This window comes from Mycobacterium sp. NPDC003323 (genome assembly GCF_053589535.1).
Genome location: NZ_JBSFSB010000005.1, coordinates 160,800 through 176,795, shown reverse-complemented (window position 1 = coordinate 176,795; position 15,996 = coordinate 160,800). Strand labels below are relative to the sequence as shown.

15 protein-coding genes are annotated in these 15,996 nt (G+C 66.5%); 10 read left to right on the top strand and 5 right to left on the bottom strand.

What is annotated here, in order from left to right:
- The first annotated feature begins 141 nt into the window (after positions 1–141).
- Positions 142–879 (top strand): GntR family transcriptional regulator, encoded by a 738-nt coding sequence (locus tag ACWDUN_RS14910; RefSeq protein ID WP_449930183.1) that lies wholly within the window; start codon positions 142–144, stop codon positions 877–879.
- Positions 880–898: 19 nt separating this feature from the next.
- On the opposite strand, the gene ACWDUN_RS14905 is transcribed toward ACWDUN_RS14910, so the two are convergent.
- Positions 899–1,663 (bottom strand): TIM barrel protein, encoded by a 765-nt coding sequence (locus ACWDUN_RS14905; RefSeq protein ID WP_449929858.1) that lies wholly within the window; start codon positions 1,661–1,663, stop codon positions 899–901.
- A gap of 144 nt (positions 1,664–1,807) precedes the next feature.
- Between ACWDUN_RS14905 and ACWDUN_RS14900 the strand changes: the two genes are divergently transcribed.
- From ACWDUN_RS14900 to ACWDUN_RS14880, 5 genes are all read left to right on the top strand, one after another.
- Positions 1,808–2,818 carry a LacI family DNA-binding transcriptional regulator gene (locus ACWDUN_RS14900; protein WP_449929856.1) on the top strand — a complete coding sequence of 337 codons (1,011 nt, stop codon included), beginning with the start codon at positions 1,808–1,810 and terminating at the stop codon, positions 2,816–2,818.
- 145 nt (positions 2,819–2,963) lie between these two features.
- Positions 2,964–3,983 carry a substrate-binding domain-containing protein gene (locus tag ACWDUN_RS14895; protein WP_449929855.1) on the top strand — a complete coding sequence of 340 codons (1,020 nt, stop codon included), beginning with the start codon at positions 2,964–2,966 and terminating at the stop codon, positions 3,981–3,983.
- Between the two features lie 22 nt (positions 3,984–4,005).
- A complete protein-coding gene (locus ACWDUN_RS14890; protein WP_449929853.1) occupies positions 4,006–5,064 on the top strand; it encodes an ABC transporter permease in 1,059 nt (352 codons plus the stop codon).
- 4 nt (positions 5,065–5,068) lie between these two features.
- Positions 5,069–5,890 (top strand): ATP-binding cassette domain-containing protein, encoded by an 822-nt coding sequence (locus ACWDUN_RS14885; RefSeq protein ID WP_449929851.1) that lies wholly within the window; start codon positions 5,069–5,071, stop codon positions 5,888–5,890.
- A gap of 113 nt (positions 5,891–6,003) precedes the next feature.
- Positions 6,004–6,477, top strand: a complete 474-nt coding sequence (locus ACWDUN_RS14880; RefSeq protein ID WP_449929849.1) for an SRPBCC family protein — start codon at positions 6,004–6,006, stop codon at positions 6,475–6,477.
- A gap of 63 nt (positions 6,478–6,540) precedes the next feature.
- Here the strand turns inward: ACWDUN_RS14880 and ACWDUN_RS14875 are convergent, their stop codons facing one another.
- From ACWDUN_RS14875 to ACWDUN_RS14860, 4 genes are read right to left on the bottom strand one after another with little or no spacing between them, the layout of a single operon-like run.
- The gene (locus tag ACWDUN_RS14875; RefSeq protein WP_449929847.1) at positions 6,541–7,512 is read right to left on the bottom strand and encodes a Gfo/Idh/MocA family protein; all 972 of its coding nucleotides are present in this window, start codon (positions 7,510–7,512) and stop codon (positions 6,541–6,543) included.
- A complete protein-coding gene (locus tag ACWDUN_RS14870) occupies positions 7,509–8,375 on the bottom strand; it encodes a sugar phosphate isomerase/epimerase family protein (protein ID WP_449929845.1) in 867 nt (288 codons plus the stop codon). The genes ACWDUN_RS14875 and ACWDUN_RS14870 overlap by 4 nt, the downstream gene beginning before the upstream one ends.
- Entirely contained in the window at positions 8,372–9,379 is a 1,008-nt protein-coding gene (locus tag ACWDUN_RS14865) for a Gfo/Idh/MocA family protein (protein WP_449929843.1), read from the bottom strand. Before ACWDUN_RS14865 ends, ACWDUN_RS14870 begins: the two co-directional genes overlap by 4 nt.
- Positions 9,376–10,536 carry a phytanoyl-CoA dioxygenase family protein gene (locus ACWDUN_RS14860; RefSeq protein ID WP_449929841.1) on the bottom strand — a complete coding sequence of 387 codons (1,161 nt, stop codon included), beginning with the start codon at positions 10,534–10,536 and terminating at the stop codon, positions 9,376–9,378. The genes ACWDUN_RS14865 and ACWDUN_RS14860 overlap by 4 nt, the downstream gene beginning before the upstream one ends.
- 172 nt (positions 10,537–10,708) lie before the next feature.
- On the opposite strand from ACWDUN_RS14860, the gene ACWDUN_RS14855 reads away from it, so the two are divergent.
- The 4 genes from ACWDUN_RS14855 (at position 10,709) to ACWDUN_RS14840 (ending at position 15,990) form a co-directional block, all read left to right on the top strand.
- On the top strand, positions 10,709–11,710 hold the full coding sequence (locus ACWDUN_RS14855; protein ID WP_449929839.1) for a LacI family DNA-binding transcriptional regulator: 1,002 nt from the start codon (positions 10,709–10,711) through the stop codon (positions 11,708–11,710).
- A 115-nt stretch (positions 11,711–11,825) separates the two neighbouring features.
- Positions 11,826–12,671, top strand: a complete 846-nt coding sequence (locus ACWDUN_RS14850; RefSeq protein WP_449929837.1) for a PfkB family carbohydrate kinase — start codon at positions 11,826–11,828, stop codon at positions 12,669–12,671.
- A 314-nt stretch (positions 12,672–12,985) separates the two neighbouring features.
- The gene (locus ACWDUN_RS14845) at positions 12,986–14,914 is read left to right on the top strand and encodes a 2-oxoacid:acceptor oxidoreductase subunit alpha (protein ID WP_449929835.1); all 1,929 of its coding nucleotides are present in this window, start codon (positions 12,986–12,988) and stop codon (positions 14,912–14,914) included.
- A complete protein-coding gene (locus ACWDUN_RS14840) occupies positions 14,911–15,990 on the top strand; it encodes a 2-oxoacid:ferredoxin oxidoreductase subunit beta (protein WP_449929833.1) in 1,080 nt (359 codons plus the stop codon). The genes ACWDUN_RS14845 and ACWDUN_RS14840 overlap by 4 nt, the downstream gene beginning before the upstream one ends.
- The last annotated feature ends 6 nt before the right edge of the window (positions 15,991–15,996 follow it).

Sequence of the window (15,996 nt, the reverse complement as noted above, 5' to 3'; positions counted from 1 at the left end):
CCGAAGATGGTGGGCGGGCACTTCACCTAAGACTGTGCCTCGCGTCACTCGCTCATGTCAATAGTTTGTCCTGACATTCGAACTTTCAATCATTTGGGCGCGGTTCGGTTACTCTTCTTGAGCAACAGACTTCAGATCGGAGTGGACGTGCCCTTAGCTGTTGAACTCGATAGATCCAGTCCTGTGCCGCTCTACTACCAGCTCGCGCAGGCCATCGAGACGGCGATCCGCAACGGTGAGCTCGCACCCGGGGACCGGTTCGAGAATGAGCTGGCGCTGGCCAGTCGACTGGCGCTGTCGCGTCCCACCACCCGCCGCGCCATCCAGGAACTCGTCGACAAGGGTCTGTTGGTGCGCAAGCGCGGAGTGGGAACCCAGGTGGTGCAGAATCCGGTGCACCGGCGCGTCGAACTCACCAGCTTGTTCGACGATCTGGCCAAGTCCGGACAGGAACCCACCACCCAGTTGCTCGAGTATCACGTCGGTCTCGCCGACGAGGAGATCGCCGCCGAACTCAACCTCGGCAAGGACCACGAGATCGTCACCATTCAGCGACTGCGCTGCGCCAACGGCGAGCCGCTGGCGGTCATGACGAACCATCTGCCCGTCGAACTCGCGCCCGATGCCGCCGAACTGGAGGCCAGTGGCCTGTATCAGGCACTGCGCGGGCGCGGCGTCCACATCCGTCTCGCCCGGCAGCGCATCGGGGCGAAGCCGGCCAATCGCACCGAGGCGCGGTTGCTCGATGAGAAGGCGGGCTCGCCGCTGTTGACCATGAGCCGCACGGCATTCGACGACTCCGGTCGCGCGGTGGAGTTTGGTAGTCACTGCTATCGGGCGTCGCGGTACTACTTCGAGACGACGCTCGTCGACCGCTGATCACGACCACCGGAACCCTTCAGCCGAACGCGGCGCGGAACGCCTCCAGAGCCACCGTGCTGTCGCCCGCGGCCCACGCCTCCAGTCCGACGGTGCCCTCATACCCGATCTCGCGCAACGCCTTCGCGATCGCGGGGTAGTGGATCTCGCCGGTGCCCGGCTCGCAACGGCCCGGGACGTCGGCGACCTGTACCTCGCCGATCGCCGCACCGCAGCGGCGCACCAGTTCGACGAGGTTTCCCTCGCCGATCTGGGCGTGATAGAGGTCCAGCATCATTTTCACGTTGGGATGCCCGACGCCCTCGATGAGCGCCAGGGTGTCCCTGGCGCGCGCCAGTGGCACACCCGGATGGTCGACGATGGTGTTGAGGTTCTCGACGCAGAACGTCACTCCCGCCCGCGCGCCGAGTTCACCGATGCGCTCCAGCGCCCGCAGCGCCGTGAGCCACATCTGGCCGGTGGCGCGCTGCCGTGGCCGGGCCGCCTGACCGTCCACCAACTCGGCGGTGTGCAGGTTCAGCCGCGGCACACCCAGCGTCTCGGCGGCTTTGATGCTCAGTTCGGCGGTGCGTACCACCTCGTCGGCGCCGTCGGGGTCGATGAGATCGCCGTGCAGGTATCCGGTCATCGACGAGAACCGGGCTCCCGTCTCGGCCAGCGCGTCCAGATCCTTGTCGTGCCAGCTCCAGATCTCGACATCGAAGCCGAGCTCGTCGATCTTGGTCACCCGCTCCAGGATCGGCAGGTCGCGGAACACCATCTCCGAACAGACCGCGAGCCTCATGCGGCGATCTCGCCGGCGCCGATGAGGCCGAAGGACAACGGTGGTGGCATGGGAACTCCGATCGACTAGAACGTTCTAGAAGTAAGGTAGAACCGCGTCGACGGATTCGTCAACGACCTCTCTAGAACGTTCTAGACTGCGACGGTGGACCGCAGACCGACGCTGGCCGATGTCGCCGCACACGCCGGCGTCTCGGTGGCGCTGGTGTCGATCGTCATGCGCGGGGCGCCCGGTGCCAGTGAGCGGACCCGTGATCGGGTGCGCGGCGCCGCCGATGAACTCGGCTACCGGCCGGATCCGCGTGCGCGCCGGTTGCGCCAGCATCGAACCAAGCTCATCGGCGTCACGTTCACCGTCGGTCAGGAATTCCATGCCGATCTGGTCGACGGCGTCTACGTCGCGGCCGAGAACCTCGGGTATGACGTGGTGCTCAGCGGGATCACGCCGCATCGTGACGAGGTCAGGGCGCGTCGCACGCTGATCGATGAGCAGTGCGAGGGCCTGGTGCTCGTCGGTCCGCAATCCCCGGCCCGGCAGATCGATGAGCTGGCCGAGCGGGTGCCGGTCGTGGTGTTGGCCCGCCGGGTACGCGGCGTCGATGCCGTGCGCAGCGACGACGTCGCCGGGGCGATGCTGGGGACCGAGCACCTGATCGGTCTGGGCCACCGGCGAATCGTCTACCTCGACGGCGGACGCGCGCCCGGTGCTGCGGAGCGCCTGCGAGGCGTTCGGCGGGCCGCCCGCGCTGCAGGGGTGTCCGTGCAGGTGTGCCCCGGTGGCCTCACCGAACGGGAAGGGGCTACCGCCGCGACGGTGCTGCTGGCCGAATCCGAGCTGCCCACCGCGGTGTTCGCGTTCAACGACCGCTGCGCCCTCGGGGTGATGGATGTGCTGATCCGTGCCGGAGTGTCTGTGCCGCAACAGGTATCGGTTGTGGGCTTCGATGACAGCCCGCTGGCCGGACTGGCGCACGTGGACCTCACCACGGTAGGCCAGGACGCCATAGGCTTGGCGGCGACGGCGGTACGGCGACTGGCCGAGCGTCTGGATCATCCCGCCGGTGCGATCGATAGGGTGGATCTGGTGCGCGAACCGACGCTCGTCGTTCGCGGATCGACGGGCCCGCCGCGCAGTGACCTGCGGAAATGGGCCTGACAAATGACTTGCAGTCCTAATGTCAGGACAAAGTATTGACTTTCGTGTGTGAGCCGTATTACATCAACTGTGCAGGCGTGCAGTCCGACACCGGGCCCATCCCGACGGCGGCGACACGGCGACATGACAACGAGGAGAGACAGCGATGAGCGCTCGCGCGAAGAGCCGAGTAACAAAGCCGTTCAAGCGGCTCGCAGCCCTTACCGGAGCGGGCGTTGTGGCGATGAGCATGGTGGCGTGTTCGTCCACCGGTGGTGCACCCGAGGGCTCGGGCGACGGAGGCAGCGGTGGTGGCACCGTCGACACGCCGCGCATGACGATCGCGATGATCACCCATGAGGTGCCCGGCGACTCGTTCTGGGACCTGATCCGCAAGGGTGCCGAGGCCGCAGCCAAGAAGGACAACGTCGAGCTGCGCTACTCCAATGATCCTGAGGCGCCGAACCAGGCCAACCTGGTGCAGAGCGCGGTGGATTCCGACGTCGACGGCATCGCGGTGACCCTCGCCAAGCCCGACGCCATGCGCGCGGCAGTTCAGGCCGCCGAGGCGAAGGGGATTCCGGTGGTGGCGTTCAACGCAGGGATGGACGCCTGGCAGGAAATGGGTGTGCACGAGTTCTTCGGCCAGGACGGCTACATCGCCGGCCAGGGTGCCGGCGACCGGCTCACGAAGGACGGGGCCACCAAAGCCATCTGCATCATCCAGGAGCAGGGCCACGTCGACCTCGAAGCCCGTTGCGCCGGAATGAAGAACACCTTCCCGGCAACGGAGATCCTGAACGTCAACGGCAAGGACATGCCGTCGGTGGAGTCGACGATCACCGCCAAGCTGCAGCAGGATCCCGCGATCGACATGGTCGTCGCGCTCGGTGCGCCGTTTGCGCTGACGGCGGTCACCTCGGTCAAGAACGCGGGCAGCTCGGCGAAGATCGGCACATTCGACACCAACGCCGCCCTGGTCGACGCCATCAAAGCCGGTGACGTCCAATGGGCGGTGGACCAGCAGCCCTACCTGCAGGGCTACCTCGCCGTCGACTCGCTGTGGCTCTACAACACCAACAAGAACGTCATCGGTGGCGGCCAGCCGACGCTGACCGGGCCCGCGTTCATCGACAGCACCAACGTCGACGCCGTGGCCGAACTGGCCAAGGCCGGCACTCGATAGCCGTACAGGGAAAGAGTAGAAGATGGTCACCCAAGCAGATCTGGACGTCGCCGACCACAAGGTCGTCCGCGACGAGCGCGTCAAGGAACGAAATCGCGTCCAGCGCATATTGATCCGCCCAGAGATGGGTGCCGGTATCGGTGCGATCGGAATCTTCATCGCCTTCTTCATCGTGGCGGCGCCGTTCCGTGAGGCCTCCTCGCTGGCCACCGTGCTCTACGCCAGCAGCACCATCGGGATCATGGCGTGCGGCGTCGCGGTGCTGATGATCGGCGGCGAGTTCGACCTGTCGGCCGGTGTGGCGGTGACGTTCAGTTCGCTGGCGGCATCGATGCTGGCCTACAACCTGCACCTGAACCTGTGGGTGGGCGCGGCCTTGGCGTTGGTGATGGCCTTGGCGGTCGGATTCTTCAACGGCTTCCTGGTGATGAAGACCAAGATCCCCAGCTTCCTCATCACCCTGTCGACCTTCTTCATGCTCGCCGGTATCAACCTCGCGGTCACCAAACTGGTGTCGGGACAGGTGGCCACCCAGAGCGTCAGCGACATGGCCGGCTGGGACTCGGCGCAGAAGGTGTTCTCCTCCACCTTCACCGTGTTCGGCGTCGGCATCCGGGTGACGGTGCTGTGGTGGCTGGTCTTCACCGCGGTCGCCACCTGGGTGCTGTTCAAGACGAAGATCGGGAACTGGATCTTCGCGGTCGGCGGCGACGCCGAAAGCGCCCGCGCCATCGGCATTCCGGTGACCAAGGTGAAGATCGGCCTGTTCATGTTCGTCGGGTTCTGCGCCTGGTTCGTCGGCATGCACCTGTTGTTCGCCTTCAACACCGTGCAGTCCGGTCAGGGCATCGGCAACGAGTTCTTCTACATCATCGCCGCGGTCATCGGCGGCTGCCTGCTCACAGGTGGCTACGGCACCGCGATCGGGGCGGCCATCGGTGCGTTCATCTTCGGCATGACCAACCAGGGCATCGTCTATGCGGGCTGGGATCCGGACTGGTTCAAGTTCTTCCTGGGCGGCATGCTGCTGTTCGCGGTGATCGCCAACAACGCCTTCCGTAACTACGCAGCGAAGAAGTGATCTGATGACCGCAACAGTCGAAACCCCCAGCAACGCAGCTTCCGAGGGCAACAAGGTGCCGCTGGTCGAACTGCGCAACGTCGGGAAGTCCTATGGCAACATCACCGCCCTGAAGGACATCAGCCTGCGGGTGCACGCCGGTCAGGTGACCGGCATCCTCGGGGACAACGGCGCCGGCAAGTCGACGCTGATCAAGATCATCGCCGGTCTGCACCAGCAGACCGAGGGTGAGTTGCTCGTCGACGGCGAGGCGACCAAGTTCGCCTCACCCGCCGACGCGTTGGACAAGGGCATCGCGACCGTCTACCAGAACCTGGCCGTCGTGCCGCTGATGCCGGTGTGGCGTAACTTCTTCCTGGGCCAGGAGATCCGCAAGAAGTCGTTCCCGTGGTCACTGGATGCCGGTGCCATGCGGGCGACCACGCTGACCGAGCTGGCCAAGATGGGCATCGAACTGCCCGATGTCGACGCGCCGATCGGTTCACTGTCCGGCGGTCAGCGCCAGTGTGTGGCGATCGCGCGGGCGGTGTTCTTCGGGGCGCGGGTGCTGATCCTGGACGAGCCCACTGCTGCGCTCGGCGTCAAGCAGTCCGGTGTGGTGCTCAAATACATCACCGCGGCCAAGGAGGCGGGATTCGGCGTCGTGTTCATCACGCACAACCCGCATCACGCCCACATGGTCGGTGACCACTTCGTGCTGCTCAACCGCGGACGACAGAAGCTGGACTGCACCTATGACGAGATCTCGCTCGAACACCTGACCCAGCAGATGGCCGGTGGCGACGAACTCGAGGCGCTGAGCCACGAGCTACGCGGAAACAAGTAGTCCTGAGTCGCTTCGGCGCGGTTTCGTACGGTCACCGTACGAAACCGCGCCGAAGTCGTCTGCGCACTGGGCGCGGGGTGTAGGGCCTGCGGTCATCGGGTATCAGGAACCTCATGACATCTGCAACGCTGAAGACCGAAGATGCCGAACCCAAGGCCGTGAGCCGCAGTGTCCAGGTGGCCGCACCCGTCGCGACGCTGTTCGAGATGATCGCCGACCCGCACCGCCATCACGATATCGACGGCTCCGGTACCGTCCGCGATGTCGAGGTCAAGGGCCCGCACAAGCTGACCACGGGTGACAAGTTCACCGTCGGCATGACGCAGTACGGCCTGCCATACAAGATCACGTCGACAGCCACCGCGGTGGAGGAGAACCACCTCGTCGAATGGCAGCATCCGCTCGGTCACCGGTGGCGCTGGGAGTTGGCCGAGGTCAGCCCCGGCATGACCAAGGTGACCGAGACCTTCGACTACTCGACGGCCAAGGTCCCCTTGGTCATCGAACTGCTCGGCATGCAGAAGAAGAACGCCGAGGGCATCGAGTCCACGCTCACCGGTCTGGCCGACCGCTACGAGACGCACTGACACCGGCCGACACAACACGGCCGCCACCCATCGGGTGTCGGCCGTGTTGTGTCGGTGTAGCTGCTAGCGCGGGTCGAGGTCGGCCGCCCGGTGCGCCGCGTCCACCATCGCCATGTTGGCCACCGCATCGTCGGTGCCGAACGGCAGTGGCGCGCCGTGCTCGACGTGCGCGGCGAACGCCTCGAGCTGATAGGTGTAGGACGCCCGGGTGCCCAGATGCTCGACGCTCGTCCCGGTATCCGTGGTCAGCGTCAACCGATCATCGGTGCCGGGACGGATGAAGTCATGGACCAGCACCTCGCCGGCGCTTCCCGCGATCAACAGTGTGAACGAATAGTCCTGCGCCACCATCGAGTTCGTCGACAGTCCGGTGGCGCCACCGGCGAAGGCGATCTCCACATCGCAGCTCGCGTCCACGCCCGGTGTACGCAGTTCGGCCCGCGCACCGGTGATCGACGGCGTACCGAGGCCGAACCGGCCCAACGTCCGCATGATGTGCAGGCCGTAGCACCCGAGGTCCATCAGGGCGCCGCCGGCCAGTTCCAGCGACCAGCGCGGGTCCTCGGCGGCGGGTTCGGGCATCGCCATCCGCACCTCGACACGCCGGATCTCGCCCAGTGAACCGTCGGCGGCGAGGTCGAACGCGCGTTGTGTCACCGGATGGAAGAAATAGTGGAATCCCTCCAACACGGCGACGCCGGCCTCGTCGGCGGCCTGTGCAACGCGCACCGCCTCGGAATGGTCACGGGCGAAGGGCTTTTCGCTGAGCACCGGCTTGCCGGCCGCGATGGCCGCCAGGTTCCACGGAGCGTGCAGCGCATTGGCCAGCGGGTTGTAGATGACGTCGACGTCCGCGTCGTCGATGACCTCTCGATACGAGCCCAGTACCCGTTCCACGCCGTACTTCTGCGCGAACGTCTCGGCGCGTCCGCGGTCGCGCGCCGCCACCGCCACCACCCGGTGGCCGAGCTCGGCGGCCGGGCCGATGATGGCGGACTCGGCGATCCGGGACGCGCCGAGGACCCCGATTCTCATCCGACGACGCTGTTGAGGTACGCGACGCTGGTCCGCACATCGGCGAGCGGACCGTCACCCTCGGGTGCCGCCTCCAAGATGGTGTCCTGTTCCATGACGAACCAGCCGTCGAATCCGTTGTCGCGCAGCACCGAAACGATCCCGGTGATATCGACATCACCCGTGCCCAGCGGGGTGTACATCCCGGCCTTGACGGCATCGGTGTAGCTGAGCTCGCCGGACTGCACCTTGGCGGCCAGTGCCGCGTCGACGTCCTTGAGATGGGTGTGTGCGATGCGCTGGGGAACCGCCTTCGCCAGTTCCAGCGGGTCGGTGCCACCGATCAGCAGATGGCCGGTGTCCAGACACAGCGGGATCGACGATCCGTCCAACACCCGGTCCACTTCTGCGCGGGTCTCCACCATGGTGCCCACATGCGGGTGCAGCACCGCGAGCAGGCCGCGCTCTGCGACGATCCCGGCCAGCCGGTCCAGGTTCGCCAGCAGCGTGGCCCATTGCGCGTCGTCGAGCACGGGGCGGGAGTCATAGCCGTCGGCCCCGGTGGCGGCGGCCAACACCACCACACCTGCACCCGCGGCGACCAGCGAATCCAGCGGCCCGGCAAGGTCATCGGCGGGGTCGTGCTCGGCGTCGTGCAGCACCACCGGCACGAATCCGCCGACACACGCCAGACCGTGCTGGGCCAACACGGCCTTCAGTTCGTCGGTGTCGGTGGGCAGGAAGCCCTCCGGACCCAGTTCGGTGGCGGTCAGGCCGACACCGCGCATCTCGGTGAGGACGCGGTCGGGTTCGAGCTGGTGACCCCAGCCCGGTACCTCACAGACACCCCACGAAATCGGTGCTCCGGCAAGTTTGATGCTCATGCTCCTCGTACCTCCTCAAGTGCTACCGGGGCACCCCGGCGCAGGGACTCGGTGGCGGCCTCGGCCAGCCAGGCGACCTCGACGGCGTCGGCGACCGTCGCGCCCAGGACCGGGCCGCCCTTGGCGACCTCGACGAATCCGGCCAACTCCGTGCGGAAGGCCTCGGTGAAGCGGTCCATGAAGAAGTTGTGCGCCGGCCCCGTGGGGAACTCATTGGCAGGGTCGACGTTCTTCAGTGGCGCACCTTGATCCCAGCCGGCGGCGACGGAATCGTCGAAACCGTGCACCTCGAGGCGGCAGTCGTAGCCACGGGCGTTGTAGCGGGCGTTCGAGATCACGCCGAGCGCACCGCCGTCGAACCGCACCACGACCGCCGCGGTGTCCACGTCGCCGTATTCGGTGAACAGCGGGTCGCCCTGCACGGTGCCGGTGGCGTAGACCTCCACGGCGTTCTGGCCGGTGATCCAGCGCACGACGTCGAAATCGTGGACAGCGCAATCCCGGAAGATGCCACCGGAACCCTTGATGTAATCCATCGGCGGGGGAGCGGGATCCATGGTGGTGCTGCGGACGGTGTGCAGGATGCCCAGGCTGCCGCTGTCCACGGCGCTCTTGGCGGCGGCGAAGGCCGCATCGAAGCGGCGCTGATAACCGACCTGCACCGGGACGCCGGATGCCGCGATGATCTCGGCGACGCGGGCGCTCTCGGCGGCGGTGGAGGCGATGGGCTTCTCGCAGAAGGTGGGGATACCGCGCTCCACCGATGCCAGGGTGAGTTCGGCGTGCGCGGGCGTGGCCGCGGCCACCACCACACCGTCGACGCCGGCGGTCAGCAGTTCCTCGACCGACCCGACGGCCTTGGCACCGTGCTTGGCGGCCACCGCGGCGGTGACATCCGGTCGTTCGTCGGTGATCACCAGACCGTCGATACCGTCAAGGGCGGCAAGGGTTTCGGTGTGGAACGCGCCGATTCGGCCGAGGCCGATCACGCCGATGGTGGTCATGGGATTCTCCGTTCGTTCTGTGCGTCGAGGGCGGTGGCGAGTTGATCTGCGCTGTGCCGGTCGGCCAGCGCGGCCAGGACGGTGTCGACCTGGCTGGGTGGGGCCAGGCTGCCGATGGGCTGGTCCCGGTCGAGATTGGTGGGGAAGGCGTAACCCTCGGCGGTGGCGTTGACGACGTTCTCCAGCTCGGCCTGCGAGCGGCCCGCCGCCTGCATCGCCAGCAGTGTGGGGTAGACGGCCTTGATCATGGCGGTCCGGTCGAGGGACTCCATCGCACGACCGAACGGCGAGGAGATCTGCAGCAGGTTGGCCATCCGGCTGATATCGGCCGAGGTGTTCTCGCCCGCACCGTGATACAGCGCGGGATTGAAGAACACCGCATCACCCTTGCGCAGCGGCACCTGCACGTGGTGCGCGGCGAAGAACTCGATGAATTCCGGCCGGTAGAACGCGATGTAGCCGGCCTCGAACCGCTGCGAATAGGGCAGCAGCATGGTCGGACCGCTCTCGGTCGGCATATCGCAGTGCGCGACGGCGCCCTGCAGCGTCAGCGCCGCCGACATGCGGTGCATATGTGCCGGATAGGACGCCAGTTGATCGACGTTCACGAAGCCGAGGTGGTAGTCGCGATGCGGAACCTGGGCCGCCCCACCGGGATTGACGACGTTGACCTGCGAGGTCACCTGATAGCGCGGACCGAGCCAGGCCTGCGATACCAGCGCCAACGTGTCGGCGGCGTAGTAGTGCGCGTATACCTCGGGGGAGTGCAATGCGAGCTTCTGAGCCGCGTTCCACACCCGGTCGTTGGCGCCGGCCTTGCCGAAGTGGTCGCCGGCTGCCGCGCCCTGGGCTCGCTGCGCGGCGATGATCTCGGTGAAAGCGGTGGTGGCGCGGTCCAGCACGTCGTGGGCGAAGGCCTGTTCGAACACCACCACCCCGGGCCCGTCGGTGAGTGCGCGGATCAGCTCGGCCTGCAGCGCGTGCCGATCGGCATCGGCGATCGCGGCAGCCGAGTACACCAGCACATTGCGGCGGACGTCGACGGCATGCGGATAGTCGGCCGGATCTGTGGTGCACAGCACCTGGGCGCGAAAGGCGGCCAGATCGCAGTCCGACTCGGCGATCCAGCCGTTCGAACGGGTGAGGGATGCGGACATGCCGGTTAGTCTTGCTGTGACCCGACGCGCAATCAACAGCAGAAACCCATCAAAAAACCATCACTGCGCATCACCATCCATTCGCGAGCAGTCGCGAATGGCCCCGGAATCTCGACAGTCCGGGGCCAGTCACGTCTGCTCGCGGGAAGAAGTGGCGGGAGAACGAGCGCCCATGCACCGGTACAAGGTCCGCGAGATCGCCCAGCAGTCCGGCCTGTCGGAGGCCACGGTGGACCGTGTCCTCAACGACCGGCCCGGCGTGCGGGAGAACACCCGCGCCGAGGTGCTGCAGGCCATCGCCGATCTGGACAAGCAGCGGGCGCAACTGCGCCTCAACGGCCGTCGCTACCTCATCGATGTGGTGATGCAGACACCGCAGCGGTTCTCCGATGCGTTCCGGGCGGCCGTGGAGGCCGAACTGCCCGCGTTCGCGCCGGCCGCCCTGCGTGCCCGGTTCCACCTGTGGGAGTCGGGCTCGGCCGCCCAGACCGCAGACGTGCTGGGCCGGATCAAGGGCAGCCACGGCGTCATCCTCAAGGCCCAGGACGAGCCGGAGGTCGCCGAGGCGGTGGACCGTCTGGTCGCCACCGGTGTGCCGGTGGTCACCTACACCACCGATGTGGCCAACAGCGACCGCTGTGCCTACGTCGGCATCGACAACCACGGCGCCGGCGTCACCGCCGCCTACCTGGTGGATCAGTGGCTGGGTGACGCGCCGGCCGATGTGCTGATCACGCTGAGTCGCACCGTTTTTCGCGGGGAGGGCGAACGCGAGGTCGGATTCCGGTCCGGGCTGCGTGGCTCCGGGCGCAACATCATCGAGGTCAGCGAGGGCGACGGTATCGACGCGACCACCGAACGCCTGGTGCTCGACGCGCTCGGGCACCATCCCGGTATCGAGGCGGTCTACTCACCCGGCGGCGGCAACGCGGCCACGGTCGCGGCATTCGAGAAGGTGGGCCGCACCTGCCGGGTGTTCGTCGCCCATGATCTCGACGTCGACAACCGCAGGCTGCTGCGCGAGGGCAAGCTCTCGGTGGTGTTGCACAACGATCTGCGTGCCGATGCCCGGCTTGCGATGCGGGTGCTGCTGGCTCAGCACAATGCGCTGCCGGAGGAGTCGGTGCGGCCCGCGCCCATCCAGGTCGTCACCCCCTACAACCTGCCCGCATGACGGACGGGACGCCGGCGAATCGCTGAAAACGGGCGAGGCGGACTACCATTTCACCGCTCGGCCTCGTGAACATGCGCCGACGACAGGACAAACCACAAGCAGGGGTATTCGATTGATGGCGCCAGAGCTCGTCCCGGGCGTGACCGTGCTGGGGAATCTGGCGATCGACGTCATCAACGGCGCGCCGCCGAGCCCCGGTGGCTGCGCGTCCTTCGCGGGCGTGGCGCTGGCGGACGCGCCCGGCACCACGCACATCGTGGCGATGGGCGAGCAGGAGCACCACGAGCTCTTCGACCCGGTGCTGGAGCGGTTCGGCTCCCTGGTGCGGCTGCTGCCGTCGGACCGGACCAGCGGATTCAGCCTGGACTACGACGACACCGACCACCGGCACATGGGCGTCGGAGCGATCGGGCCGGTGTGGACCCCGGCCGATATCGACGCCGATGATCCCCGCACCACCTGGATTCACCTGGCCCCCCTGCTGCGGACGGATTTCCCGGCCGAGACGCTGGCCCATCTGGCCGCGCGCGGCCACCGCATCGCCTACGACGGCCAGGGCCTGGTGCGCGCCGACGAGGTCGGTCCGCTGAAACTGGACCGCAACTTCTCACCCGAGCTGCTGCGTCACCTCAGCGTGCTCAAGCTCGCCGAGGATGAGGCCGTCATCGTCGCCGACGGCGCGTTCGACCTCTCGACCGCGCAGCGTCTCGGTGTGCCGGAGATCCTGGTGACCTACGGCTCCGAGGGCTGTGACATCTACAAGGACGGCACCGTGGTGCGGGTGCCGGCGGCCTGGCGGGTGATGGACGTGCAGACCACCGGAGCGGGCGACATGTTCACCGCCAGCTATGTGGCACATCGTGCGACGGGTGCGGAACCGCGCCGCGCGGTCGAGATCGCCAGCGAATTGGTGGCCCGTGAACTGCAGAAGCGGGTGCAGGTGGGATCGGCACAGCCGTAACCCCGCCAGGTGACTTGACAGGTGTCAAGTTCGGCGGTCATGCTGCTAGCCGACAGCTACTGCGCGGTAACCGAATTCCTTAGAGAATGACATTCTCCAAAAGTGACGAAAACCACATGATGTGTCGCCTGCCACAAGCTACACGCGGCTGAACTGGGCGTTTGCCCGCAGTCAACCCGCGTGTCGCCGACTCGCCTGGCAGAAGACACCCTAAGAGAAGTGCCATACTGGTTACTCGCAGTGACACCAAAAGTTTTTGACGTAACGCCCACCTGGCCAAGCTCGACCGGTCGGGGCGTGAAAGGCAGGAAGTCGTGGGTCAGAACGGCAACACCGGCGCTCCGCGGCAGAAGCTGGAAAAGGTCGTAATCCGCTTCGCCGGCGACTCCGGTGACGGCATGCAGCTTACCGGCGATCGCTTCACTTCGGAGGCCGCCCTCTTCGGTAACGACCTTGCCACCCAGCCGAACTATCCGGCCGAGATCCGTGCACCTCAGGGCACCTTGCCCGGTGTGTCGTCCTTCCAGATCCAGATCGCCGATTACGACATCCTCACCGCCGGTGACCGCCCCGACGTCCTGGTGGCGATGAACCCCGCGGCGCTCAAGGCCAACGTCGGCGATCTGCCGCGCGGCGGCCTCATCATCGCCAACTCCGACGAGTTCACCAAGCGCAACCTGGCCAAGGTCGGCTATGACGCCAACCCGCTGGAGACCGAGGAACTGTCCGACTACGTGGTGCAGTCGGTGGCCATGACCACCCTGACCCTCGGTGCGGTGGAGGCCATCGGCGCCACCAAGAAGGACGGTCAGCGCGCGAAGAACATGTTCGCCCTCGGCCTGCTGTCCTGGATGTACGGCCGGGAGCTGGAGGCCAGCGAGGCCTTCATCCGCGAGAAGTTCGCCCGCAAACCCGAGATCGCCGAGGCCAACGTGCTGGCGCTCAAGGCCGGCTGGAACTACGGCGAGACCACCGAGGCGTTCGCCACCACCTACGAGGTCGCCCCGGCCAAGCTCAAGTCCGGCGAATACCGCCAGATCTCGGGTAACACCGCGCTGGCCTACGGCATTGTCTCCGCGGGGCACCTGTCCGGCATCCAGGTCGTGCTCGGTACCTACCCGATCACGCCGGCCTCGGACATCCTGCACGAGCTGTCCAAGTACAAGCATTTCAACGTCATGACGTTCCAGGCCGAGGACGAGATCGCCGGTATCGGCGCCGCCATCGGGGCGTCCTACGGCGGGGCCATCGGTGTGACCAGCACCTCGGGCCCGGGTGTCTCGCTGAAGTCCGAGGCGATCGGCCTGGCCGTGATGACCGAGCTGCCGCTCATCGTGATCGACGTGCAGCGCGGTGGTCCGTCGACGGGTCTGCCCACCAAGACCGAGCAGGCCGACCTGCTGCAGGCGCTCTACGGCCGCAACGGCGAATCGCCCGTCGCAGTGCTGGCGCCGTGTTCACCGTCGGACTGCTTCGACATCGCAGTGGAGGCCGCGCGCATCGCGATCGGCTACCACACTCCGGTGATCATCCTGTCCGACGGCGCGATCGCCAACGGCTCGGAGCCCTGGCGCATCCCGGACATCAGCACGTATCCGGCCATCGAGCACACCTTCGCCAAGTCGGATGAGCCCTTCGAGCCCTATGCCCGCGATCCGGAGACGCTGGCCCGCCAGTTCGCCGTGCCGGGCACCCCGGGTCTGGAGCACCGCATCGGTGGACTCGAGGCGGCCAACGGTTCGGGCAATATTTCCTATGAGCCGAAGAACCACGACCTCATGGTGCGGTTGCGTCAGCTCAAGATCGACGGCATCACGGTGCCGGATCTGGCCGTCGACGATCCGACCGACGACGCCGAACTGCTCATGTTGGGCTGGGGCAGCTCGTACGGCCCGATCGGCGAGGCCTGCCGGCGTGCGCGCCGCAAGGGCATCAAGGTCGCACACGCGCAGTTGCGTCATCTCAACCCGTTCCCGGCCAACCTCGAAGAGGTACTGCGCAAGTACCCCAAGGTGGTCGTGCCCGAGATGAACCTGGGCCAGCTGGCACTGCTGCTGCGCGGCAAGTACCTGGTCGACATCCAGTCGGTCACCAAGGTCGAGGGCATGGCGTTCCTGGCCGACGAGGTCGAGGGCATCATCGACGCGGCGCTGGACGGCACGTTGCGCGAGAAAGAAACTGACAAGGCGAAGTTCGCACGGTTGGCCGCCGCCACCGTGGAATCTGTGGGAGCAGGAGCATGACCGACCTCGTTGGCTCTGATCTGGGCCTGACCGAAGCCCTCAGCAAGACGGCACTGGTGCCGACCACGGACCAGCCGCAGAAGGGCAAGGACTTCACCAGCGACCAGGAGGTGCGCTGGTGCCCCGGTTGCGGTGACTACGTCATCCTCAACACCATCCGCAACTTCCTGCCGGAGCTGGGTCTGCGCCGCGAGAACATCGCGTTCGTCAGCGGCATCGGCTGCTCCAGCCGGTTCCCGTACTACCTGGAGACCTACGGCTTCCACTCGATCCACGGCCGTGCCCCGACCATCGCGACTGGTCTGGCGCTGGCCCGCGAGGATCTCTCGGTCTGGGTGGTCACCGGTGACGGTGACTCGCTGTCGATCGGTGGTAATCACCTGATCCACGCGCTGCGCCGCAACATCAACATCACCATCCTGTTGTTCAACAACCGGATCTACGGCCTGACCAAGGGCCAGTATTCGCCGACCTCCGAGGTCGGCAAGGTCACCAAGTCCACCCCGATGGGCTCGCTGGACTACCCGTTCAACCCGGTGTCGCTGGCACTGGGCGCCGAGGCCACCTTCGTCGGCCGGGCGCTGGACTCCGACCGCAAGGGCCTGACCGAGGTCCTGCGCGGCGCGGCCCAGCATCGGGGTGCCGCACTCGTCGAGATCATGCAGGACTGCCCGATCTTCAACGACGGCTCCTTCGACGCCCTGCGCAAAGAGGGCGCTGAGGATCGGCTTATCAACATCACCCACGGCGAGCCGATCACCTTCGGCGCCGACGGTGAGTACGCCGTGATCAAGTCCGGTTTCGGGTTGGAGGTCGCCAAGACCGCCGACGTGCCTGCCGATCAGATCGTCGTTCACGATGCGACGCTCGACGACCCCGCCTACGCCTTCGCGCTGTCGCGGCTCTCCGAGCAGAACCTCGACCACATGGTGATGGGTATTTTCCGTCAGGTGAACAAGCCGACCTACGACGACGCCGCCCGCAACCAGATCGCCGCGGCACGCGAGGCCAAGGCACACGACACGGCCGCACTGCAATCGCTGCTTCGCGGTAAAGACACCTGGTCGGTGGATTAGCCTGCT